Genomic DNA, 23,530 nt, shown 5'->3' on the forward strand with positions numbered 1-23,530 from the left:
GAAGCCCTCAGCGATAGACGACGCCGTTGCAGTCCACCGTGACGCGTGTCCCGGAGGTGCCTTGAACGATGGCCTCGATGTTTTCCAGCGAGCCGATCACTGCACTGTTGCCGGTATTACGCGCGAACTCGCAGGCAGCCTGCACCTTGGGTCCCATGGAACCTGCAGCGAAGCCAAGTTTCTCGATTTCATCGGGATGGGCCTTGGCGATGGATTTCTGCGTCGGCTTGCCCCAGTCGAGATAGGCGGCGTCGACATCGGTGGCGATCACCAGCAGATCCGCATTGAGCTGTTCGGCCAATAGCGCCGAGCACAGATCCTTGTCGATCACCGCTTCGACGCCGCGCAGCTGGTTGCCGTCGTACATCGTCGGGATGCCGCCGCCACCGGCGCAGATCACCACGCTGCCCTTTTCCAGCAGCCATTTGATCGGGCGGATTTCGAAGATGCGCTGCGGTCGTGGGCTGGCCACCACGCGGCGGAACTTGTCGCCGTCCGGGGCGATGTTCCAGCCTTTCTCGGCGGCCAGGCGCTCGGCCTCTGCCTTGGTGTAGACGGGGCCGATGGGCTTGCTCGGTTTCTTGAACGCTGGGTCGGCGCTGTCCACTTCCACCTGGGTCAGCAGGGTGGCGAAGGGCACTTCGAAGGGCAGCAGGTTGCCCAGTTCCTGTTCGATCATGTAGCCGATCATGCCTTCGGTTTCGGCGCCGAGTACGTCCAGCGGGTAGGGGTTGGCGGCGTCGTAGGCGTTGCCTTGCAGGGCCAGCAGACCGACCTGCGGGCCGTTGCCATGGGCGATCACCAGCTCGTTGCCGGGTGCCACCTTGGCGATCTGCTGACAGGCGACGCGCACGTTGTCACGCTGGTTGTCCGCGGTCATGGCTTCGCCGCGACGAAGCAGGGCGTTGCCGCCCAGGGCGATTACGAGTCGCATGGTGTCCTCCTTGTCTTTCGGGTTGAATCCGGGGCGTGGTCTGGGCTCGGCGTCGCCGGCCAGACCCTCTCCCATCAATGGGAGAGGGGGGATAAGCCCATCCCCGGATTGCATCCGGGCTACGTGAACCTAAATATCCGCCAGGGTCGAAACCAGGATCGCCTTGATCGTGTGCATGCGGTTTTCCGCCTGCTCGAAGGCGATGTTCCAGGGCGACTCGAAGACGTCTTCGGTGACCTCGATGCCGTTCTTCAGGTTCGGGTACTGCTCGGCGATCTGCTTGCCGACCTTGGTCTCGCTGTTGTGGAAGGCGGGCAGGCAGTGCATGAATTTCACCCGCGGGTTGCCGGCGGCCTTCATGATTTCGCTGTTGACCTGATAGGGCAGCAGTTCCTTGATGCGCTCGCCCCAGGCTTCCACTGGTTCACCCATCGATACCCAGACGTCGGTGTGGACGAAGTCGACGCCCTTGACCGCTTCCTTCGGGTCTTCGGTCAGCAGGATGCGTGCGCCGCTTTCCTCGGCGAATTTCTTGCAGGCGGCGACATGCTCATCGTGTGGCCAGAGCGCCTTGGGCGCGGCGATACGCACGTCCATGCCGAGCTTGGCGCCGATCAGTAGCAGCGAATTACCCATGTTGTTGCGTGCGTCACCGAGGTAGGCGTAGGCGATGTCGTGCAGCGGCTTGTCGCTGTGTTCACGCATGGTTAGCACGTCGGCGAGCATCTGCGTTGGGTGGTACTCGTCGGTCAGGCCGTTGAACACCGGCACGCCGGCGTAGGTGGCCAGCTCTTCGACGATCTCCTGCTTGAAGCCGCGGTACTCGATGGCGTCGTACATGCGCCCGAGCACGCGGGCGGTGTCCTTCATGCTTTCCTTGTGGCCGATCTGCGACGAGTTGGGGTCGATGTAGGTGACGTTGGCGCCCTGATCATGGGCCGCCACTTCGAAGGCGCAGCGGGTGCGGGTCGAGGTCTTCTCGAAGATCAGCGCGATGTTCTTGCGCTTGAGGTGCTGCTGCTCGGTGCCGGTGTACTTGGCGCGTTTGAGGTCGCGCGACAGGTCGAGCAGGTAGCGCAGCTCGCGGGTGCTGTGGTGCATCAGGCTGAGCAGGTTGCGGTTGTGCATGTTGAAAGCCATGGTTCTCTCTCCTTTTGGGGCGTCGAAACACCCCGGCGGCGGGTGGCCACCGGGGCAGGCTGGATCAGTAGTCGATGGGATCGCGGATGATCGGGCAGGTCATGCAGTGACCGCCGCCGCGACCGCGTCCCAGCTCGCTGGCGCTGATGGTGATGACCTCGACACCGGCCTTGCGCAGCAGGGTGTTGGTATAGGTGTTGCGGTCGTAGCCGATCACCACCCCTGGCTCGAGGCAGACCACGTTGTTGCCGTCGTCCCACTGCTCGCGCTCGGCCTCGTAGGCATCACCGCCGGTTTCCACCACGCGCAGCTTTTTCAGGCCGAGGGATTCGGCGACCACGTCGACGAACGGCCTGTCCTCACGGCGCACGTCGATACCGCCGGAGCGGCTTTCATCCGGGCGCAGGGTGAAGGGCACGATGGAGTTGGCGACTTCCGGGAAGATGGTCACCAGGTCGCGGTCGCAGAAGCTGAACACGGTGTCCAGGTGCATGGCCGCGCGTGAACGGCCCAGGCCGGCGACTATCACCCGCTCGGCTGCGCCCTTGGCGAACAGGGCGCGCGCCACCTGGCCGATGGCCTGGTGCGAGGTGCGCTCGCCCATGCCGATCAGTACGGTGCCGTTGCCGATGGGCATCACGTCGCCCCCTTCGAGCGTGGCCGAGCCATGATCCTTGTCCGGGTCGCCGAACCAGATCTCGAACTGTTCACCGGCGAAGTCCGGGTGGAACTTGTAGATGGCGCTGGTCAGTAGGGTTTCCTGGCGCCGCGCCGGCCAGTACATGGGGTTGAGGGTGACGCCGCCGTAGATCCAGCAGGTGGTGTCGCGAGTGAACTGGGTGTTGGGCAGCGGTGGGAAGATGAAGCTGGCTTCACCCAGGTAAGAGTTGAACATCTTCGCGGCTTCGGAATCCTTGTGCCGGGCCAGATCCGCGCCGGACACGCCGCCGATCAGGTATTCGGCGATGCGACGGGCCTCCAGCCCTTCGATGAAATCGCGCACCTCGCCGAGCAGGCCGAAGCCGACGCTGTCGGGGGTGATCTTGCGGTCGAGAATCCACTTCAGCGCTTCCGGGTTGCGCACCGTTTCCTCGAGCAGATTGTGCATTTCCACCACTTCGATGCCGCGTTCGCGCATCTTGGTCATGAAATCGAAATGGTCGCGCTTGGCCTGCGATACCCAGATCACGTCGTCGAACAGCAACTCGTCACAGTTGGCTGGGGTCAGGCGCAGGTGGGCCAGGCCCGGAGAGCAGACCATTACCTTGTGCAATTTGCCGGCTTCGGAATGAACGCCGAGAGCTTTCTTACTCATGTCGAACTCCTTCTCGTTACAGACTCAGGAAACCGTCGTACAGGCCATAGGCCGCAATGACGGCACCGATCAGCACGGCCGCGAAAATCAGCTTTTCAAGGCCGGTGAAGACGGGTTGACCCAGCTCGCGCTTGGCCTTGGCGAAGAGGATCGCGCCGGGGGCGTAGAGCAGGGCGGAGAGCAGCAGGTACTGGATGCCGGCGGCATAGACCAGCCAGACCGCATAGAGGGTGGAGATCAGTGCGATCAGCAGATCCTTGTTGCGCTCACCTGCGGCGTGCTCGTAGGTCTCGCCGCGCGCAGCCAGCAGCACCGCATAGGCGCTGGACCAGAAGTACGGTACAAGGATCATCGAGGTGGCCAGGTACAGCAGGCTCAGGTAGGTGGAGGCGTTGAACAGGGTGATGATCAGGAACAGCTGGATCAGCCCGTTGGACAGCCACAGCGCATTGGCCGGAACGTGGTTGGCGTTCTCCTTGCGCAGGAACTCCGGCATGGTGTGGTCGCGGGCGCTGGCGAAGAGAATCTCCGCGCACAGCAGTGTCCACGACAGCAGTGCCCCGGCCAGGGAGACGATCAGGCCGATGGAGATCAGCTGTGCGCCCCAGGGGCCGACCACGTGTTCCAGCACGCCGGCCATGGACGGGTTCTTCAACCCGGCCAGTTCGGCCTGGGCGAGAATGCCCTGGCTGAGCACGTTGACCAGCACCAGCAGCAGAAGCACGCCAACGAAGCCGATCACCGTGGCCTTGCCGACGTCGCTGCGTTTCTCGGCACGGGCCGAGAAGATGCTTGCACCCTCGATGCCGATGAACACCCAGACGGTGACCAGCATCATGTTGCGCACCTGATCCATCACGCTGCCCAGCTCGCTGTTGCCATGGCCCCAGAAGTCCGCGGTGTAGACGTCGAACTTGAAGGCGATGGCGGCGATGATGATGAACAGCGCCAGCGGTAGCATCTTGGCGATCGTGGTGACGGTGTTGATGAACGCCGCCTCCTTGATCCCGCGCAGCACCAGGAAGTGCAGCAGCCAGAGCAGCACCGAGGCGCAGATCACCGCCGGCAGGGTGTTGCCTTCGCCGAATACCGGGAAGAAGTAACCCAGGGTGGAGAACAGCAGCACCATGTAGCTGACGTTGCCGATCCAGGCGCTGATCCAGTAGCCCCAGGCCGAAGAGAAGCCCATGTAGTCGCCGAAACCGGCCTTGGCGTAGGCATACACCCCGCCGTCGAGTTCGGGCTTGCGGTTGGCCAGGGTCTGGAACACGAACGCCAGGGTCAGCATGCCGACCCCGGTGATCAACCAGCCGATCAGGGTAGCGCCCGCACTGGCACTGGCTGCGATGTTTTGCGGAAGGGAGAAGATTCCGCCACCGACCATTGAACCGACCACCAGTGCGATCAATGCGGCGAGGCGGAGTTTCTGTGTCGAATCAGACATCTCAATTACCTCCGTATCACAGGGAGACATAGGTATTGAGCGCGTTTGGCGAGCACTGCATCCTGACTTGAGTCAAAAGTCAGGATTCGTCAACGCACATCCATGTAGTAAGCGTTGTCGAGCACCTGAGAGCTTCAGGACTGCAGCTCTGGCTGGCGTGGGGAAACGCCAGTCCTGACACCATAGTCCGGTATTTCGGTAGCGCAATGGTGGCCAGTTGAGATGCGTTATCAGCGAGACGGGAGGAAATGGGCGGGGCGGTTGGCCCCGCTCGAAGCGCCTGCCGGGTAGGCTGACGCAGACCCGAAGGTCAGGAGGAGAGAACACGGCGCCGGGCGGGTAGCCCCTGCGGGCAGTCGCGCCGTGTGGGTACAGCATGCCGTGGAAAGCTTTCAGCCAGCTTTCCACGGCATTACCGCAAGATGGCTACGCTCAGCCGATGGTCATCAGGCTGGCGTTACCGCCGGCCGCTGCAGTGTTCACGGACAGGGCGTGTTCGATCAGCAGACGTTCCAGTGCGATGTCGGTTTCGCCCTTGTTCAGGCCGTGTACCGCGACGATGGCGCCTTTGCGCTGAGCCGCCTGCTCGCCCACTGCACGCAACTGATCGGAGTCGCCGTGATGGAGGATGGCGTCCAGCGCGACCTCATCGCTGCTCCAGTCCGCGACCAGCTGGATGCGCTTCTGCACTTCCTTCGGCAGCTCGCTGTACAGCGCGCGCTGGCTTTCCAGCCAGACGGCCTGGCTACCGACTGCGAGGGTGGCGGCCAGCTGGCTGAGCAGGTCGCCACGTTCGTCGGCCAGGTTCAGCACGTGCTCGCGTGGCAGCAGGGTGTAGCTGTTGCGCTCGCCGGTCGGGCCGGTGAGGGTGTGGCTGCTGTAGCTCTGCGACAGGCTGCGGTACTGCTCGAACAGGGCGGCAATGGCGGGCTCCTGCCTGCTTGCCCAGTCGCTGAAGGCGCTGCGTGCCTTGTCCAGCTCGGCCGGAACCGGCAGGGTCTGCACGTCGTCGTGTTGCAGGTACTGGGCCACGGCGTCGTGCGGACGAGTCGACAGCAGGCGGTACAGGTACAGCGGGCCACCGGCTTTCGGGCCGGTGCCGGACAGGCCTTCACCGCCGAACGGTTGCACGCCGACCACGGCGCCGACGATGTTGCGGTTGACGTACAGGTTGCCGACCTTGGCGGTGCCGACCACCTGGGCGATGGTCTCGTCGATGCGCGTGTGCACGCCGAGCGTGAGGCCGTAACCACTGTCGTTGATCTGCTGCAGCAAGCTGCCCAGGTCGGCACGGGCGTAGCGCACCACGTGCAGCACCGGGCCGAAAATCTCGCGTTTCATTTCATCGAAGCTGTCCAGCTCGATCAGCGTCGGCAGGACGAAGGTGCCGCGTTTAATGCTTTCGCCGTCGGCGCGCGCCAGTTGGAACACCTTGCGACCCTTGTCGCGCATCTTCTGGATGTGCGTCTCGATATTGCCCTTGGCTTCGGCGTCGATCACCGGGCCGATGTCGGTGTTCAGACGCTCGGGATTGCCCACGGTGTATTCGGCCATGGCGCCCTTGAGCATGGTCAGTACGCGGTCGGCCACGTCGTCCTGCACGCACAGCACGCGCAGTGCCGAGCAGCGTTGACCGGCGCTGTCGAAGGCCGAGGCGACTACGTCCATCACCACCTGTTCGGTCAGTGCCGAGGAGTCGACGATCATGGCGTTGAGGCCGCCAGTCTCGGCGATCAGCGGAACGCTGCGGCCCTGGGCATCCAGGCGACCCGCAATGTTGCGCTGGAGGATGCCGGCCACTTCGGTGGAGCCGGTGAACATCACCCCGCGCACGCGCTCGTCGCCGACCAGGCGCGCGCCGACGGTTTCGCCACGGCCCGGCAGCAGTTGTACGGCGCCGGCCGGTACACCGGCTTCGAGCAGGATACGTACGGCTTGTGCAGCGATCAGCGGCGTCTGTTCGGCCGGCTTGGCCAGCACGGTGTTACCCGCAGCCAGGGCGGCGGCGACCTGACCGCTGAAGATTGCCAGGGGAAAGTTCCACGGGCTGATGCACACCACCGGGCCCAGTGGGCGATGGCTGTCATTGCCGAAGCTGCGCGCCTGGGCGGCGTAGTAGCGCAGGAAATCGACGGCTTCGCGGACTTCGGCGATGGCATTGGCGAAGGTCTTGCCGGATTCACGTACCAGCAGGCCCATCAGTTGTTGCAGCTCGGCTTCCATCAGGTCGGCGGCGCGCTCCAGCACGGCGGCACGTTCGCCCGGCAAGGTGGATTGCCAGATCGGCCCGCTGGACAGCGCGCAGCGCAGGGCGTTGTCGACGTCCTGGATGCTCGCTTCGCGCACATGGCCGACCAGGTCGCGATGGTCGGCAGGGTTGCGTAGCGGCTCGACTTCGCCGGCGTTGCTGCTGTCACAACCGAGCATCGGCTCGGCCAGGTAGTTCTGGTTGGCAGTCGACAGCAGGGCCGAGGACAGCGAGCCGAGGCGGTGTTCGTTGGCCAGGTCGAGGCCGGCGGAGTTGGTGCGGGCCTTGCCGTACAGGTCACGCGGCAACGGGATGCGCGGATGCGGCAGGCCGACGGTGCCTTCCTGCGCGGCCATCTGCTCGATCTGCTGAACCGGGTCGAGTACCAGCTCCTTGAGCGAGATGCTGTTGTCGGCGATGCGGTTGACGAAGCTGGTGTTGGCACCGTTCTCCAGCAGGCGGCGTACCAGGTAGGCCAGCAGGGTTTCGTGGCTGCCCACCGGGGCGTAGATGCGGCACGGACGGTTCAGTTTGCCGTCGGCAACCTTACCCACCACTTGCTCGTACAGCGGCTCGCCCATGCCGTGCAGGCACTGGAACTCGTACTGGCCCGGGTAGTAGTTCTGCCCGGCGAGGTGGTAGATGGCCGACAGCGAGTGGGCGTTGTGGGTGGCGAACTGCGGGTAGATGGCTTCCGGCGCGGCCAGCAGCTTGCGGGCGCAGGCGATGTAGGACACGTCGGTGTACGGCTTGCGGGTGTACACCGGGTAGCCTTCCAGACCGTTGACCTGGGCCATCTTGATTTCGCTGTCCCAGTAGGCGCCCTTCACCAGGCGGATCATCAGGCGGTGACGGCTGCGCTTGGCCAGGTCGATGACGTAGTCGATCGCGTACGGGCAGCGCTTCTGGTAGGCCTGGATGACGAAGCCGATGCCGTTCCAGCCGGCCAGCGACGGCTCGAAGCACATGCGCTCGAGCAGATCCAGCGACAGCTCCAGGCGGTCGGCTTCCTCGGCATCGATGTTGATGCCGATGTCGTACTGCTTGGCCAGTTGGGTCAGGCTCAGCAGGATCGGGTACAGCTCTTCCATCACCCGGTCGTACTGCGCGCGGCTGTAGCGCGGGTGCAGGGCGGAGAGCTTGATCGAGATGCCTGGGCCTTCGTAGATGCCGCGGCCGTGGGAGGCCTTGCCGATGGCATGGATGGCCTGCTCGTAGGAGGCCAGGTAGCGCTTGGCGTCTTCCTCGGTCAGCGCGGCTTCGCCGAGCATGTCATAGGAGTAGCGGAAACCTTTGCTCTCCAGGGAGGTGGCGTTGGCCAGGGCTTCGCCGATGGTTTCGCCGGTGACGAACTGCTCGCCCATCAGGCGCATGGCCATGTCCACGCCCTTGCGGATCACCGGCTCGCCGCTCTTGCCGATCAGGCGGTTGAGCGAATTGGAGAGGCCGGCCTCGTTGTGCGTCGACACCAGTTTGCCGGTGATCAGCAGGCCCCAGCTGGCGGCGTTGACGAACATCGACGGGCTCTGGCCGAGGTGCTGGCTCCAGTTGCCGTTGGCGATCTTGTCGCGGATCAGGGCGTCACGGGTGGCCTTGTCCGGGATACGCAGCAGGGCTTCGGCCAGGCACATCAGCGCCACGCCTTCCTGCGACGACAGCGAGAACTCCTGCAGCAGGCCCTGCACCAGGCCCTGACGGCCACCGGCGCTCTTCTGGTTGCGCAGCTTCTCGGCAATGCTCAGAGCCAGTTTCTGGGTGGCATCGGAGAGATCCTTGGGCAGGCGGGCCTGCTCCAGCAGCATCGGTACAGCCTCGGTTTCCGGGCGGCGATAGGCCGAGGTGATGGCGGCGCGCAGTACCGACTGCGGGAGGATGCTCTCGGCGAAATCGAGGAATACCTGCAGGCCTTGCTCGGTCAGCGACTCCAGCGCTTCTTCACCGGCAGCGGCGGCCAGGCCGGAACGTTCGGCGGGGGTGAGGCCACCTTCGATCTGCTCCAGATAGTTGAAGATCGCCTGCTTTATCAGCCAGTGAGGGGTGCGGTCGATCGATTGCGCAGCCTGTTTCAGGCGGTCGCGGGTGGCATCGTCGAGTTTTACGCCAAGAGTCGTGGTGGCCATGGGGGAATCCTATTATTCAGGTAATGCACGGTAAAAAATTGCCTGGGGCAATTTCGACGTCGCCTGCGACGGCCCGAAGGGTTGCCGTCTGTGGATGACGGGTACCGGAAGCTGCGCGAGATTAAACCTGCGCAACGTCAGGTGCAACCAGGTGCAACCAATATCTCGCGTGAGCCGACAAACGTACGCTTGCCTCTTTCTCGTTCGCTATGAAGCCGGATCTGCTGGGGCTTGCAGCGTGCCGAGCCTTCTGCGCAAGGACTCTTGCAGTCTCAGTAGAACGGCCGGTTACGGCGCTGCATGGATCGCTGCGCCATTACGGTGCAACCCTGGTGCTACCTGTTTCGGGAGGCCCGCGAATGGCGCTTCGCACAATGCTGAACGGCATTGCGACTCGGTAGTACCTATTCAGGATAGACCTGCCAGCTGCCGCGTGTTGCTGGGCTGGGCGCCCGGTCGTCGGCAGCCAGTGCCTCGTTCACCTCACGGATGATGGCGATGAACGCCTGCCACTGGGTCGGCACATGGCGATAGCTGGAGTAATACAGGCATAGGCCTGGAGAAGGACGTAGGCGATACCCAATCAGGAGCCAGCCGTTTCGACCAGCAGGTCGTTGTCGTCCAGACTCAGGCTGCCTGGAGCATCGAGAACGAGTTGTTCCGTGCCGCGCTCGAATTCCCAGCGATAGCGTTTGCCGCAGGGCAACCGTTGGCGAATGCAGCGATGCAACCTGAGTTCGTCTGTGTGCCAGGCGTCAGATCGGGGAGGGCGGATGCTGCGTGGTGACGGATTGGTGGCGACTGACGGCCGAAAGCGTCAGTAGCGGCAGTCTTCGCCAATGCGCTGGTAGATCAGGGTGTGGCGTTCGCCCTTGGAGTCCAGATAGACCATGCGGGCTTCACCCACCTGGCAGCCCTGCGGCAGGGTCTGGCTGATGACCTTGGCGACATCCAGGTGCATGCCGTAGTGATAGGTCTCGGGCGATTCTGCCTGTGCCAGGGTGCTGGCGCAGGCGAGGGCGAGCAGGCAGGCGATACGTTTCATGATGACCTCCGGTGACTGAAAAGGGGCCGGGGGAGCGGCCCTAGGGACGCAGGTCAGGAGTGGGAGACCTGCGTCAGGCAAACGCCGATCAGCCTTGCTGGTCGGCCTTGTGCGCGCTGTCCGCTTGCGCCTGTTGCTCGGCGCGTTGTGCCTTGTGCGCCTGCTGGTGAGCCTGGACGTGGGCGATGAAGGCCGGGGACTCTTCGGCGAAGCTGGCCTGGCTGGCGAGCAGAGCGCCGAGGGAAAGGGCAGTGGCAGTCAGAAGATTTTTCATGGGGCGATCCTCGTGCGGATTCTTCGTGGGTTCGAAGTCATCCTAGTGAGGCGTCGAGTTCGGAAAAAGCGCGCTCCGGGTGAATGACCATTACCTTTGGCGCAACAGTCTCTCCGCACTTGCCCAGTACTGCGCATCTTCTAATACCGCCTCATCGCCCAATAGCAGCGGCGGCAGCTCGGCCTTGAGAAACTCCACCCAGGTGCGCGTCTTGGCATCGAGGAAGCGCCGTGACGGATACATCGCGTAGATGTTCAGCGCGCGCAGCCGGTGCTGCGGCAGGATGCGCAGCAGGCGTCCCTCGCGCAGCGGCTGGCTGGCGACGAACGAGGGCAGCAGGCAGAAACCCATGCCGGCCTGGGCTGCCTTGACCAGCGCTTCGGCGACGTTGACCTGGAAGCATTCGGCCGGTAGCGCCTCCAACTGCTCGTCACCGAAATCCCATTGGCCGCGGTACAGCGGGTCGGTCAGGCGCAGGTGACGATGCCGCTGCAGGTCAGCCGGGTGCTCGGGAATCCCGTATTGAGCCAGGTAGCTGGGGGCGGCGCAGATAACGCTGTGGATCGCGCCCAGGCGCTGCGCAACCAATTGTGAGTCAGGCAGGTCGCGGGCGAAGGCGATGGTCACGTCATGGCCATCTTCGAGCAGATCCGGGGTGCGCTGAGCCAGGGTCAGTTCCACCACGACCTGAGGGTGTCGTTCGGCATAGCGGGCGATCAATGGGGTGATGTGCTGCAGGCCGAGACCGGTCATGGTGTGCACGCGCAGGCGGCCGCTGGGCGTACGATGTGCGCCACGCGCCTCGGCGTCGGCCTCGTCGATCTGGCCGAGTATCTGCCGGCAGCGCTCCAGGTAGCGCTCGCCGGTTTCGGTCAATGCCAGGCGTCGTGTGGTGCGCTGCAGCAGGCGTGCCTCGAGGTGTTGTTCGAGATCGGCGATCAGTCGCGACACCTGCGCGGTGGACAGGTCGAGCGCCTGGGCCGCAGCGGTGAAGCTGCCGCGCTCGACCACCTGAACGAATACGCGCATGCCGTGCAAGGTGTCCATTGTTGCTCCTGGCGTAAGAGGGCCAGGCGCATTATGCGCGAGTCCTGCCGCTACAGCGCGCCCAGGATCAACTGCGCCGCCACGGCGAACATCATCGCCGCCACGCCCAGATCGATCAGCCGCCAGGTCAGTGGCCTGGCCAGCCATGGGGCGAGCCAGGCAGCGCCAAGCGCCAGGGCGCTGAACCAGAGAAAGGAGGCGCTGGCCGCGCCGGCCGCGTAGGCGCCGGGCTCGGGTTGCTGGGCACCGAGTGAACCGATCAGCAGCACGGTATCCAGATAAACGTGCGGGTTGAGCAGCGTGACTGCAAGGGCTGCCAGCATCACTGCACGCAGCGAGCGCGGTTCACTGCCTGCCGCTTGCAACGCTTGCGGACGGGCGGCGCGCAGCAGCGCCTGGCTGCCGTACCAGATCAGGAAGGCGGCGCCGCCCCAGCGGGCGATGGCCAGCAGCGCCGGGCTCTGCGCCAGCAGGGTGGCCAGGCCGAAGACGCCGGCAGCGACCAGCACGGCATCGCAGATGATGCACAGCAGGGCAACCGGGACGTGGTGTTCACGACGCAGGCTTTGCGCCAGAACGAAGGCGTTCTGCGCACCAATGGCCATGATCAGACCGATGGCCACCAGCAGGCCGTTGCTATAGCTCTGCCACATCACACGGGCTCCGGCATGGACGCCGCCGACAGGGCGCGCAGGGTGGACAGCGTCCGCTCGGCGCGCTCGCTGGGCACGAAGAGATGGTCGTGATGAAAGCCGGCGACCACGTTGCAGCTGATGCCGGCTTGCGCCAGCGCGGCGGAGAAGGAGGCGGTCAGCCCGACAGCGGCCAGCGAGGAATGCACTTCAAGGGTGATCCAGGCCGCGACGTAGTCGTAGCGCAGGCCATGGGCATCGGCGACTTCGCGTGTCAGCACCAGGCTCAGGCCTTCGCGCTCACGCATGCTGGCGATTGGCTGCAGGGCGCTGCAGTCATGCTCGGCAGGTACGCAGCAGAACACGTATTCACCTGGGTTGAGTTGCGGCGTCATGCTTTGCAGCAGGCGGGCTAGATCGGTTTCGCCTGACATGTCGGGCTCCTGATTGGGCTGAATGCTGGCGAGTCTGCGGCGTCCGGATGTATAAGAGAAACCAATATTGCTGATCACTCATTAGGAAAATCGATTGTTCGATTACAAACTTCTGGCCGCGCTGGCGGCAGTGGTGGAACAGGCCGGTTTCGAGCGGGCGGCGCAGGTACTGGGGCTGTCGCAGTCGGCGGTTTCGCAGCGCATCAAGTTGCTCGAAGCGCGGGTCGGTCAACCGGTGCTGGTACGCGCGACACCGCCAGCACCTACCGAAATCGGGCGGCGTCTGCTCAACCATGTGCAGCAGGTGCGTCTGCTCGAGCGCGATTTGCAAGGTCAGGTGCCGGGCCTGGATGAGCAGGCCTTGCCCGAGCGTTTGCGCATCGCCATCAACGCCGACAGCCTGGCGACCTGGTGGGCGGCGGCGACCGCCGACTTTTGCGCCGCCCAGCAGGTGCTGATGGAACTGGTGGTGGAGGATCAGGAGGTCGGCCTCAAGCGCATGCGCGCAGGCGAAGTGGCCGGCTGCGTATGTGCTGCCGAACGGCCGGTGGCGGGCGCGCGCAGCCTGGCGTTGGGGGCCATGCGTTATCGCGCGCTGGCCAGCCCGGCCTTCATCGCCCGGCATTTCGCCGCTGGTGTCACCGCCGAGGCGCTGGCCCGTGCGCCGGCCATCGTCTATGGCCCGGATGATCAGTTGCAGCATCGCTACCTGGCAGGGTTGGGCGTGACAGGCGCTTTCGCCTACCACCTGTGTCCTTCGTCCGAAGGCTTCGTGCGCCTGACCGAAGGTGGCCTGGGCTGGGGCCTGGTGCCGCAATTGCAGGTGCGGGACGCGCTGGCCAGTGGCAGGCTGGTGGATCTGGTGCCCGAGCGCTTCATCGATGTGCCGCTGTACTGGCATCACTGGCGCAATGGCGGCGAGTTGTTTGGCGACTTGACCGAGCAGCTGCGTCGCTACTCCGCTTCGGTGCTGGTGCCATTGCACCAATGAGCGGCCTGCAGGGTCGTAGTTCTGGCCGTCACCGACAGGGCAGGCAGGGCTGGGCACTGCTAGAGTGCGGCCAATACAAGAACGACAGGGGGATGCGATGAGGATTCTGGTCACCGGCGCGAGCGGTTTCATCGGTGGGCGCTTCGCGCGTTTCGCACTCGAGCAGGGCTTGACGGTGCGGGTCAACGGCCGGCGTGCCGAAGGCGTGCAGCACCTGATCAAGCGCGGTGCCGAATTCGTCCAGGGCGATCTGGGCGATCCCGAACTGGCCCAGGCGTTGTGCCAGGATGTCGAGGCCGTGGTGCATTGCGCCGGTGCGGTGGGGGTGTGGGGCGACTATGCGCATTTCCATCAGGCCAACGTGACGGTCACCGAGAATGTCGTCGACGCCTGCCTGAAACAGAAGGTGCGGCGCCTGGTGCATCTGTCCTCGCCATCGATCTACTTCGATGGGCGCTCGCATGTCGATATTCGTGAGGAGCAGGTGCCCAAGCGCTTCTCCGATCACTATGGCAAGACCAAGTACCTGGCCGAGCAGCAGGTGTTCGCCGCGCAGGAGTTCGGCCTGGAGGTGATTGCCCTGCGTCCGCGCTTCGTCACCGGTGCGGGCGATACCAGCATCTTCCCGCGGCTGATCGGCATGCAGCGCAAGGGGCGCCTGGCGATCATCGGCAATGGCCTGAACAAGGTCGATTTCACCAACGTGCATAACCTCAATGCTGCCCTGCTCAGCTCACTGCAGGTCGGCGGCCCGGCGCTTGGTCAGGTGTACAACATCAGTAACGGCACGCCGGTACCGCTGTGGGACGTGGTCAATTACGTGCTGCGCCGACTGGAGCTGCCGCCGGTGACCCGACATATGCCATTCCCGCTGGCCTACGCTGCGGCAACGCTCAATGAAGGTGTTTGTCGGCTGCTGCCTGGGCGGCCGGAGCCGAGCCTGTTTCGCCTGGGGGTAGCGGTGATGGCCAGGGATTTCTCCCTGAACATCGAGCGTGCCCGCGAATATCTCGACTACGACCCCAAGGCCGGTTTGTGGGAGGCGCTGGATGAGTTCTGCACCTGGTGGCAGGTGCAGATGGGCCATCAGGCGTAGACGCGCTGACCGCGATAGATCCGCACGGCGCCGGACGGATTGGCGCTCGGTAGCTCCACCGCTGCGATGGGCGTGCTGGTCGGGCGCTGCGGTTGATCGGAGAGTTCGGCCAGGCGTTGACCGAGGCGGCGAGTTTCTTCGTCGATGGACTTCAGGCTGCCATCGAGCATGGCGCCGATTGCATTGGGCTGGCTCAGGCGGATATCCACCTCCAGCTCTTCGCGTAGACGGCGGCGCAGCGCTTTCATGCAGTCCAGTACTTCTTTGTTCAGTTCCATTGCTACTTCCCCCGTTTGGTTGAAGGGCCACGGGCTTCGGCATTCCTCACCTTCCGTGACCTGAACAGCCTCTTCCCACCGGCTGTAACACGCATTCGTGCTGTATCGCTTTGCAGAACTTTTAGGCCGCCTGCTGGCTTGTGAGCGACGCGCGGTAGGCGTGTTCACGACAAGGGAAAAAGCAAAGTGCGTACCAGTTCAAGTTTTGCGGAACTGCTGGGCTGTACACGGGTCGATGGCCCTGTCGCGCCCTTCGTCGGTGCGCTTGCGCACCTCCTTGGCGCGGCGCTGATGGTGTGATGGCGAATCGGTATACTGCGCGGCATTTCCGTTTATCCGTTCCAACATAGGTCTGACCATGCGCAACGATGCCAATGACGAGCTCGACAATCTGCCCAGCCTGACCACGGAGCGCCGCGAGGATTTCGTCGAGCCACGCGACGAACCGGCCCCGCGCAGCAGCCGTGCGCCCAGCAACCGCGCAGCGGTCAGCAAAGGCCCGAGCACCGGACCGCTGTGGGCGTTGGTGGGGGCGCTGAGCATCGCCCTGGCCGGCCTTGGTTGGTGGAGCCTGCAGCAGATCGGTCTGATGGAGCAGCGTCTGGTGGCGACCCAGGAAAGTTTCGCGCGCATCAGCGAGGAAGCCGCCGGGCGTATTCAGGATATTTCCGGCAAGGTGGTGGCGACCGAGTCCAACGTCACCAGCGGCAGCGAGGCGCTCAAGCTGCAGGTTCGGCAACTGGAGAACCGCCTGGCCGAACTGAGCAAGCAGCAGCAACAGAGCGCCACGGCGCAAGCCGCGCTGGACAAGCGCATCGATCAGCTGGGCACGGAGCTCAAGAATGGCATCGGTGCCAGTGCCGATTTCGACAAGCGTCTGCAGGCGCTGACCAGCGAGCAGACGGCGCTGAAGGCGGCGCAAGGCGATGCCAAGGCGACCCAGGCCGAACTGGCCAAGCTCGATACCCGGATCAAGACGCTGAGCACTGATATCGATGCGCTGAAGAAGCAGGGCAACCCGAGCCAGGCCATCCGTAGCCTGGAGCAGGATCTGCTGGTGCTGCGCAGCGAGCTGGACAATCGTCCGGCCGCCGCGGCCAGTGAGGGCCCGAATACCGCCGAGTTCGATGCCTTCCGTGCGCAGATGACGCGCAATATCAGCACCCTGCAAAGCCAGGTGGTGAATCTGCAGCAGCAGCTCAATCAGCGCTGAGAACCTGTTCACGATCTGCTGCGCGTCGGCCCTACTGCGTTAAAAACAGGCTGGAGCGCCAGCCCGGTCGGACTGCTCATTTACAGCTTGTAAAGTCGAGCGCGACTCCGACCGCTCCTCGCCTGTTTTTGCGGGGCCGCCATCGGTGTTGTATGGCTCTAGCTCGCAAGATCGTGAACAGGTTTTGAGGCACTTCGCTAAACGAACAAGCCCCGCAATGCGGGGCTTGTTCGTTTCTTTCCGGCCGTAGGGTGTCGCGGGGCCGCCTAGGTTGTGCGCTGCCCGGTTGGTGCGCGCAGCGCACCCTACATGAAGTGCGTTACAGGCGCGGGTAGTCGATGTAACCGACCGGGCCGGCGCCGTAGAAGGTCTGCGGTTGCGGCTCGTTCAGCGGTGCATCCTGCGCCAGGCGCTCGGGCAGATCCGGGTTGGCGATGAAGGGGATGCCGAAGGCCACTGCATCGGCCTTGCCCTCGGCCAGCCAGGCGTTGGCCTGATCCTTGGTGAAGCGTTCGTTGGCGATGAACACGCCGCCGAATTCCTTCTTCAGTTGCGGCGTCAGGCTGTCGTCGCCCGCCTTCTCGCGAGCGCAGATGAAGGCGATGCCACGTTTGCCCAGTTCGCGAGCCACGTAGCCGAAGGTTTCGGCGCGGTTGGCGTCGCCCATGTCGTGGGAATCCGCACGCGGCGCCAGGTGCACGCCGACACGGCCGGCGCCCCACACCGAGATGGCCGCATCGGTCACTTCCAGCAGCAGACGTGCACGATTCTCAACGCTGCCACCGTAGCGGTCGGTGCGTTGGTTGGTGCTGCTCTGCAGGAACTGGTCGAGCAGGTAGCCGTTGGCACCGTGGATTTCCACACCATCGAAACCGGCGGCCATGGCGTTCTCGGCGCCTTGGCGATAAGCCTCGACGATATCGGCGATCTCTTCGGTTGCCAGGGCACGCGGGGTGACGAACTCCTTGATCGGGCGCACCAGGCTGACGTGGCCGGCCGGTTGGATGGCACTCGGTGCCACCGGCAGTTCGCCATTCAGGTAGATCGGGTCGGAGATCCGGCCGACGTGCCACAGCTGCAGGACGATCTTGCCGCCGTTGGCATGGACTGCCTGGGTGACGTTGCTCCAGCCACGAATCTGCTCATCCGACCAGATGCCGGGGGTGTCCGGGTAGCCGACGCCCATCGGCGTGACGGCGGTGGCTTCGCTGATGATCAGGCCAGCCGAGGCACGCTGTACGTAATACTCGGCCATCAGCGCGTTGGGTACGCGACCTTCGTCGGCGCGGCAACGGGTCAGCGGGGCCATGATGATGCGGTTGTTCAGGTGCAGATCACCGATCAGGATGGGGTCGAACAGTGTGGGCATGGTGGTTCTCCGAGGTAAGGGGGCGATTCAGAGTTGCTGGCCAAGGCGCTCGACGAAGGCCTGGATCAGCTCGTCGTTGCGCTTGAAGAAATGCCACTGGCCGACCTTGCGGCTGGTCACCAGACCGGCGCGCTGCAAGGTGGTCAGATGGGCGGAAACGGTGGATTGCGAAAGCCCGGTACGCAGAAAGATCTTGCCGGCGCACACGCCGATCTCCAGCGGGTGATCCTGTTCGGCGAAGTGCTGCTCGGGCTCCTTCAACCAGTCGAGGATGTCGCGGCGAACCGGGTGGGCGAGGGCCTTGATGATGGCGTCGAGGTCGATGTCCATGGCGTTGTCGTTGCGTATCGTCATGTGGCGAACCTTATATCGTCTCTGAGCGATATACAGATCGATTGTTCCAATAGTCTCCATCAGCCACTTCGATTGTCCTGTCGGCGGGGTTAGGCTCACGGGATGAACTACCTGGCTCATCTGCACCTCGGCGGTAACGCAGCGCCGCAACTGCTCGGCAGCCTCTATGGCGATTTCGTCAAAGGCCCGCTGGTCGGGCGTTGGCCGGCGCAAATCGAGGCCGCCATTCGCCTGCATCGACGCATCGATGCCTTCACCGACAGCCACCCGTTGCAGGCCCGGGCTCGTGCACGTTTTCCGGAGCAGCGGCGGAGAACGGCCGGCATGCTGCTGGATCTGTTCTTCGATCATTGTCTGGCCCGGGATTGGTCGGCGTACGCGGCGCAGCCGCTGGAACATTTCACCGATCGGGTCTACCAGGTGCTTGCCGCCGAGCCCGAGCTACCAGGGCGCCTGGCGTTGATGGCGCCGCGTATGGCGGCGCAGGACTGGCTCGGCAGCTACCGCGAATTCGCCGTGCTGGAACAGGTGATCGCCGGTATGCAGCGACGCTTGTCCAAACCGCAGTTGCTCGATGGCAGCCTGGCGGAACTGGAGCGCCTGTACGAACCGCTCAGCGAGGACTTTCGCGCCTTCTACCCCGAGTTGATGGCCTTCGCCGAGGCCGAGCTTGTAGGTTCGAGGCAAGCCGGGAGCGCCTGAGTGGCGGTGCGCACGGCGCGCCCTACGGGCGTTTCCCTGCATCCGTAGGGTGCGCCGTGCGCACCAGCGATTTCGCCACTGCGACGGTCGCCGCTAAAGCGCCTCCCACAAGGTCTCGCGTCGGGCGCTGTGGCAAGGCTTTAGACGCGACAATCACCACTGAAATCTCTCCCACAACGGCTCAGGTTGCCTGGGCATGCAGGCCAAAGCGCCGCACCACCCATTTCTCCAATTCCGCCACGCTGAACAGCGCCAGGCCCGCCAGTAAAACCCGCAGCCATTCATCCAGGCTCAGCCCCACCGAGCCGAACACGCCCTGTAGCGGTGGGGCGTAGGTGAACAGCAACTGCAGCACCAGGCAGATGGCGATGGTCACCAGCACGGCGCGATTGCCCAGCAGGGCTTCGCGGCTGAGTACCGAACCGAAGATGCTGCGGCTGTTGAGCAGGTAGAACATCTCGCACATCACCACGGCATTGACCGCTGTGGTGCGGGCGCTTTCCAGGCTTTTGCCCAGCTCCAGCTCCCAGAGGAACAGGCCGATGCCCGCCCCGGCAATCAGCACCGAGACCATCACCACGCGCCAGATGAAGAAGCCGGACAGCAGGGGCTCGTTCGGCGCGCGCGGCGCGCGGTTCATCAGGCCGCGTTCGGTGGGTTCGAAGGCCAGCGCCAGGCCCAGGGTGCTGGAGGTGACCATGTTGATCCACAACACCTGCGCCGGGGTCAGTGGCAGTACCACCTGGAACAGAATGGCGAAAATCACGATCAGCGACTGGCCGCCGTTGGTGGGCAGGGCGAAGAGGATGAATTTCTTCAGGTTGTCGTAGATCGCCCGGCCCTCGCGCACGGCGCCGGCGATGGTGGCGAAGTTATCGTCGGCCAGCACCACCTCGGCGGCTTCCTTGGCCGCCTCGGTGCCCTTCAGGCCCATGGCCACGCCAACGTCGGCGCGTTTGAGGGCTGGGGCATCGTTGACTCCGTCGCCGGTCATCGCCACCACCTGGCCGCTGTCCTGCATGCTTTGCACCAGGCGCAACTTGTGCTCCGGGCTGGCACGGGCGAACACCTCGATATTGGGCAGCACCTCACGCAGGCGGCGGTCGTCGAGCAACTCCAGCTCCGCGCCAGTCATCGCTGGCAGACCGACGCCGATACCCAGTTGTGCACCAATGGCGCGGGCGGTTTCGGCATGATCGCCGGTGATCATCTTCACCCGGATGCCGGCACGCTGGCATTCGGCAACGGCGGCGATGGCCTCCTCGCGTGGTGGGTCGATGATGCCGACCAGCGCCAGCAGGGTCAGGCCACTCTCCACGTCGTCGAACCTGAGCGTGCGCTGCTCGGCAGCGGCCGGTTTGCTGGCCAGGGCCAGCAGGCGCAGGCCACGGGCGGCCAGGTCGGTGGCCTGGCGGCGCCAGTAGTCGGCATCCAGCGACGCGTCGCCGCCATCGGCGTCGCGCTGGCTGGCGCACATTTCCAGCACGCGCTCGGGCGCGCCCTTGAGCAGGATCAGGCCGTGGCCGGCGTGATCGTGATGCAGGGTGGCCATGAAGCGGTGTTCCGACTCGAACGGAATCGTGTCGCTGCGCGGCAATTGCGCCTGCAGAGTGGCGATATCGAGGCCGCTTTTCAGTGCCAGGGTGAGCAGCGCACCCTCGGTCGGATCGCCGTGCAGCAGCCAGTGGCCGGCGGCGTCCTGTTGCAGGCGACCGTCGTTGCACAGCTGTGCCGCGCGGGCGATTTCCAGCAAGGCGTTATCGGGTTCGAGCAGCTTGCCGTCCTGGTGGAAGGCGCCTTCCGGGGCATAGCCGACGCCGCTGATATCGAGGATGCGGCTGGCGCTGACCACGCGTTGCACGGTCATTTCGTTGCGGGTCAGGGTGCCGGTCTTGTCCGAGCAGATCACCGTCACCGAGCCGAGGGTTTCCACTGCTGGCAGGCGGCGCACGATGGCGTTGTGCCCGGCCATGCGTTGCACGCCCAGGGCCAGGATCACGGTCATGATCGCCGGCAGGCCTTCGGGAATGGCCGAGGCGGTCAGCGCCACCACCATCATGAACATCTCGCCGGGGTTCTGCCCATGCCAGAGGATACCGAGGATGAAGGTGGCCAGCGCCAGGATCAGGATGATCACCGCCAGCCAGCGGCTGAACTGTTCGATCTGCCGCAGCAGCGGTGTGGACAGCGCCTGCACCTGTTGCAGCATGGCGCCGATGCGGCCCAGTTCGGTGTCCGCGCCGGTGGCCACCACCAGGCCGGTGGCCTGGCCACTGCTGACCAGGGTGCCGGAGTAGGCCATGCAGCGGCGGTCGCCGAGCGCGGCGTCGGCCTGGCAGTGGGCCACGGATTTTTCCACCGGCACCGATTCGCCGGTCAGCGCCGCTTCTTCCACCAGCAGGTTCTTCACGCTGAGCAGGCGCAGGTCGGCCGGCACCTTGTCACCGGATACCAGCAACACCACGTCGCCGGGCACCAGCCGTTCGGCATCGATTTCGTGACGTTCGCCGTCGCGCAGCACCATGGCGTGGGGCGAGAGCATGTTGCGGATGGCGTCGAGCGCGTTCTCCGCCTTGCCTTCCTGGATGAAGCCGATGATCACGTTGATCAGCACCGCGGCGAGGATCACCGAGGTATCGACCCAGTGGCCGAGCAGGGCGGTGATCAGTGCGGCGCCGAGCATCATGTACAGCAGCACGTTGTGAAACTGGTACAGCAGGCGCAGCAGCGGGCCACGGCGTTTTGGCGGTGGCAGGCGGTTGTGGCCATGGCGTTGCAGGCGCTCGCCTGCCTCGTGTTCGCCGAGCCCTGATGAGGTGCTCTGCTGAGCCTCCAGTGCCTGTTGCGGAGTCAGTTGGTGCCAGGCGTGGTCAGTATGTCCAGGAAGCCGATTTTCCATGGGGATTAGTCTCCTTCGGGCGCCAGGATCTGGTTCCGCTTCGTGCGAAGGGAAACCGAGCCCTTTGAACCCTAGTCGGCTTTCGACCCCGGAGCCTGATCTGCATCAAGGATCGGCGAGACCTATCGAGGCTCAATGTATCCGGTCATGACACGAATGGAGGAAAGAAGATGATCAAGATCATGGTGGCAACCGATCTATCCGAGCGTTCAGCCCATGCGCTGCAGCGCGCCGTGCAATTGATCCGTCGCCAGGGTGGCGGTGAATGGACGCTGGTTCATGTGATCGACGACGATGCGCCGGCCGAGCACGTGGCGAGCCAGGTGCAGCAGGCCGAAACCCTGCTGCAGGCCCAGGCCGAGCGGCTGGCCGAGCAGGCTGGCAGCAAACCGCGCGTGATCGTCGCCAGTGGCGATGTCGCCGAGGTGCTGGTCGAGAGCGCTCAGGGCAGCGGTGCCGAGCTGCTGGTGGTGGGCGCGCATCGTAAATCGTCGCTGCGCGACTTCTTCGTCGGCACCACGCTCGAGCGTGTGGTGCGCGCCAGTCATCTGCCGGTGCTGCGTGTCAATGGCCCGGTTACCCATGAGTACAAGCACGCGCTGCTGGCGCTGGATCTGTCGCGTATCTCGCTGCAGGCCGCCAGCCGTGCCCGTGACCTGGGGCTGCTCGATCCGCAGAACTTCGATGCGGCCAGTGCGCTCGAGCCGGTATCGCCCGGAGTAATGCTGGAAGCGAGCCTGAGCGCCCAGGTGCTGGAAACCCAGCGTGAGGATCTGCGCAAACAGATCCTCGAACGCCTGGGCCAGGATGGCTTGAACCTCACGTCCGAGCGGCTGCAGATTCACGTCGGCTCGCCAGAGTCGGTGATCGACGAAGCGCTGAAGCGTTCCTCTGCCGATCTGCTGGTGCTGGGTACTCATGCCCGCGAAGGGGTGTCGCGTCTGGTGCTGGGCAGTGTTGCCAGTCGCCTGCTGGCCACTCAGGACGTCGACGCACTGATCGTCCCGCCGGCTCGTTGATGACGGTTTGACACGTCGTTGACCTTCCCTCTCCCGCCTGCGGGAGAGGGGAGTCGACCAAACCTGCGCGGCTTCAGTTACGTAGGGTGCGCCGTGCGCACCAATGGGAGTGGCGCCGGCATTTCGGTGCGCACGGCCTGGGCGGCTCCACGCCCCCGACAAAGGCTATCCGTGCCAAACACTAGGTCTTATCTGATCGGTATCAGGCCGCGGCCTGTTCCTGGGACGATTCCGGCTGCAATGCCGCAGCAATCGAGGCCTGGCTGTGACGGGCCAGTTCGTTGCGGCTGCGGGTATCGCTGGGGATCGGCTGTAGCAGACGGATTTCCACTTCGCTGGCCGAACTGGACAGCAGGCGCAGCAGGTGCGAAATCATGTCGTCATCGCCGATGAAGGGCGCCACCGAGCAGGGTTGGCCGTCCCGCAGGTAACGAATGGCTACCGGCTGGATGGCCACGCCGCTGTCGATGGCGCTGCTCAGCAGGCGGCCGTGGAAGGTGCGCAGGGCCAGGCCGTCGGTGGTGGTGCCTTCGGGGAAGATCAACAGATGACGTCCGCGCTGCAGGTGCTGGGTGAGCTGTTGGCCGATCTGGCCGCTGTCGCCTGCGCCGCGGCGGATGAACAGCGTACCGCCCTTGTGCGCCAGCCAACCGGCCAACGGCCAGGCACGCACTTCTGCCTTGGACAGAAAGGACATCGGTTGCAGGGCGCCCAGCAGCGGAATGTCCGTCCACGACACATGGTTGGCGACCCACAGCATCGGCTGGGTCGGCAGCTCGCCCTCGATGCGTACGCGAAACGGCAGGGCACCACCCAGGCGTGCGAGGAACCAGCGTGTCAGGCGTTGGCGCAGGGACATCAGGTCATGCCGCACCACGCGTTCGCAGAGGCTGACGACTGCGGCCAGCAGGGTGCCGAAGGCGATCACCAGGGCCAGGTGCAGCAGGCGCAGGGAAAGGCGCAGTCGGGTCATCGT

General features: G+C 64.6%; 21 protein-coding genes. 5 read left to right on the plus strand and 16 right to left on the minus strand.

Annotated elements, in window-relative coordinates; genetic code table 11:
* Nucleotides 1-7 precede the first annotated feature (7 nt).
* The 11 genes from arcC to HS968_RS06525 form a co-directional block, all read right to left on the minus strand.
* A complete protein-coding gene (gene arcC / locus HS968_RS06475) occupies nucleotides 8-934 on the minus strand; it encodes a carbamate kinase (protein WP_182370636.1) in 927 nt (308 codons plus the stop codon).
* Nucleotides 935-1,063: 129 nt separating this feature from the next.
* The gene (locus HS968_RS06480) at nucleotides 1,064-2,074 is read right to left on the minus strand and encodes an ornithine carbamoyltransferase (RefSeq protein WP_179624108.1); all 1,011 of its coding nucleotides are present in this window, start codon (nucleotides 2,072-2,074) and stop codon (nucleotides 1,064-1,066) included.
* Nucleotides 2,075-2,138: 64 nt separating this feature from the next.
* Entirely contained in the window at nucleotides 2,139-3,389 is a 1,251-nt protein-coding gene (gene arcA / locus HS968_RS06485) for an arginine deiminase (RefSeq protein ID WP_182370637.1), read from the minus strand.
* 16 nt (nucleotides 3,390-3,405) lie between these two features.
* Complete coding sequence (gene arcD / locus HS968_RS06490; protein ID WP_119695188.1) at nucleotides 3,406-4,833, minus strand: arginine-ornithine antiporter; 1,428 nt, start codon at nucleotides 4,831-4,833, stop codon at nucleotides 3,406-3,408.
* 432 nt (nucleotides 4,834-5,265) lie between these two features.
* Nucleotides 5,266-9,201, minus strand: coding sequence for a trifunctional transcriptional regulator/proline dehydrogenase/L-glutamate gamma-semialdehyde dehydrogenase (putA, locus tag HS968_RS06495; protein ID WP_182370638.1), 3,936 nt, complete (start codon nucleotides 9,199-9,201; stop codon nucleotides 5,266-5,268).
* 583 nt (nucleotides 9,202-9,784) lie between these two features.
* The gene (locus HS968_RS06500; protein ID WP_182370639.1) at nucleotides 9,785-9,931 is read right to left on the minus strand and encodes a type 2 periplasmic-binding domain-containing protein; all 147 of its coding nucleotides are present in this window, start codon (nucleotides 9,929-9,931) and stop codon (nucleotides 9,785-9,787) included.
* 87 nt (nucleotides 9,932-10,018) lie between these two features.
* Nucleotides 10,019-10,246, minus strand: a complete 228-nt coding sequence (locus HS968_RS06505) for a DUF2790 domain-containing protein (RefSeq protein ID WP_119695186.1) — start codon at nucleotides 10,244-10,246, stop codon at nucleotides 10,019-10,021.
* A gap of 88 nt (nucleotides 10,247-10,334) precedes the next feature.
* Complete coding sequence (locus HS968_RS06510; RefSeq protein ID WP_182370640.1) at nucleotides 10,335-10,520, minus strand: hypothetical protein; 186 nt, start codon at nucleotides 10,518-10,520, stop codon at nucleotides 10,335-10,337.
* A 90-nt stretch (nucleotides 10,521-10,610) separates the two neighbouring features.
* Nucleotides 10,611-11,567 carry a LysR family transcriptional regulator gene (locus tag HS968_RS06515; protein WP_182370641.1) on the minus strand — a complete coding sequence of 319 codons (957 nt, stop codon included), beginning with the start codon at nucleotides 11,565-11,567 and terminating at the stop codon, nucleotides 10,611-10,613.
* 50 nt (nucleotides 11,568-11,617) lie between these two features.
* Nucleotides 11,618-12,220, minus strand: a complete 603-nt coding sequence (locus HS968_RS06520) for a LysE/ArgO family amino acid transporter (protein ID WP_182370642.1) — start codon at nucleotides 12,218-12,220, stop codon at nucleotides 11,618-11,620.
* Nucleotides 12,220-12,633, minus strand: a complete 414-nt coding sequence (locus tag HS968_RS06525; protein ID WP_182370643.1) for an ACT domain-containing protein — start codon at nucleotides 12,631-12,633, stop codon at nucleotides 12,220-12,222. Before HS968_RS06525 ends, HS968_RS06520 begins: the two co-directional genes overlap by 1 nt.
* 94 nt (nucleotides 12,634-12,727) lie before the next feature.
* Between HS968_RS06525 and HS968_RS06530 the strand changes: the two genes are divergently transcribed.
* Together HS968_RS06530 and HS968_RS06535 are read left to right on the plus strand one after the other, a co-directional pair.
* Nucleotides 12,728-13,624, plus strand: coding sequence for a LysR family transcriptional regulator ArgP (locus HS968_RS06530; RefSeq protein WP_182370644.1), 897 nt, complete (start codon nucleotides 12,728-12,730; stop codon nucleotides 13,622-13,624).
* A gap of 97 nt (nucleotides 13,625-13,721) precedes the next feature.
* Nucleotides 13,722-14,720: an NAD-dependent epimerase/dehydratase family protein gene (locus tag HS968_RS06535; protein WP_182370645.1), complete on the plus strand. Its 999-nt coding sequence runs from the start codon at nucleotides 13,722-13,724 to the stop codon at nucleotides 14,718-14,720.
* Here the strand turns inward: HS968_RS06535 and HS968_RS06540 are convergent.
* Entirely contained in the window at nucleotides 14,711-14,998 is a 288-nt protein-coding gene (locus tag HS968_RS06540) for a hypothetical protein (protein WP_182370646.1), read from the minus strand. The two genes, HS968_RS06535 and HS968_RS06540, sit on opposite strands and share 10 nt — an antisense overlap.
* Nucleotides 14,999-15,356: 358 nt before the next feature.
* Between HS968_RS06540 and HS968_RS06545 the strand changes: the two genes are divergently transcribed.
* Nucleotides 15,357-16,211, plus strand: a complete 855-nt coding sequence (locus HS968_RS06545) for an ATPase (protein WP_182370647.1) — start codon at nucleotides 15,357-15,359, stop codon at nucleotides 16,209-16,211.
* A gap of 319 nt (nucleotides 16,212-16,530) precedes the next feature.
* On the opposite strand, the gene HS968_RS06550 is transcribed toward HS968_RS06545, so the two are convergent.
* Both HS968_RS06550 and HS968_RS06555 read right to left on the minus strand, forming a co-directional pair.
* Complete coding sequence (locus HS968_RS06550; protein ID WP_182370648.1) at nucleotides 16,531-17,580, minus strand: alkene reductase; 1,050 nt, start codon at nucleotides 17,578-17,580, stop codon at nucleotides 16,531-16,533.
* Nucleotides 17,581-17,607: 27 nt separating this feature from the next.
* Complete coding sequence (locus HS968_RS06555) at nucleotides 17,608-17,910, minus strand: ArsR/SmtB family transcription factor (protein WP_106742993.1); 303 nt, start codon at nucleotides 17,908-17,910, stop codon at nucleotides 17,608-17,610.
* Nucleotides 17,911-18,036: 126 nt separating this feature from the next.
* Here HS968_RS06555 and HS968_RS06560 point away from each other — a divergent pair, with 126 nt between their 5' ends.
* Nucleotides 18,037-18,636, plus strand: a complete 600-nt coding sequence (locus tag HS968_RS06560) for an acyl carrier protein phosphodiesterase (RefSeq protein ID WP_182370649.1) — start codon at nucleotides 18,037-18,039, stop codon at nucleotides 18,634-18,636.
* 181 nt (nucleotides 18,637-18,817) lie between these two features.
* On the opposite strand, the gene HS968_RS06565 is transcribed toward HS968_RS06560, so the two are convergent.
* The gene (locus HS968_RS06565; protein WP_119695175.1) at nucleotides 18,818-21,535 is read right to left on the minus strand and encodes a cation-transporting P-type ATPase; all 2,718 of its coding nucleotides are present in this window, start codon (nucleotides 21,533-21,535) and stop codon (nucleotides 18,818-18,820) included.
* 170 nt (nucleotides 21,536-21,705) lie between these two features.
* Here HS968_RS06565 and HS968_RS06570 point away from each other — a divergent pair, with 170 nt between their 5' ends.
* Complete coding sequence (locus HS968_RS06570; RefSeq protein ID WP_182370650.1) at nucleotides 21,706-22,554, plus strand: universal stress protein; 849 nt, start codon at nucleotides 21,706-21,708, stop codon at nucleotides 22,552-22,554.
* 202 nt (nucleotides 22,555-22,756) lie between these two features.
* Here HS968_RS06570 and HS968_RS06575 read toward each other — a convergent pair whose 3' ends face one another.
* Nucleotides 22,757-23,527, minus strand: a complete 771-nt coding sequence (locus tag HS968_RS06575; protein WP_182370651.1) for a lysophospholipid acyltransferase family protein — start codon at nucleotides 23,525-23,527, stop codon at nucleotides 22,757-22,759.
* Between the last annotated feature and the right edge of the window lie 3 nt (nucleotides 23,528-23,530).

The sequence above is a fragment of the Pseudomonas berkeleyensis genome, assembly GCF_014109765.1.
Taxonomy (GTDB): Bacteria; Pseudomonadota; Gammaproteobacteria; order Pseudomonadales; family Pseudomonadaceae; genus Aquipseudomonas; species Aquipseudomonas berkeleyensis.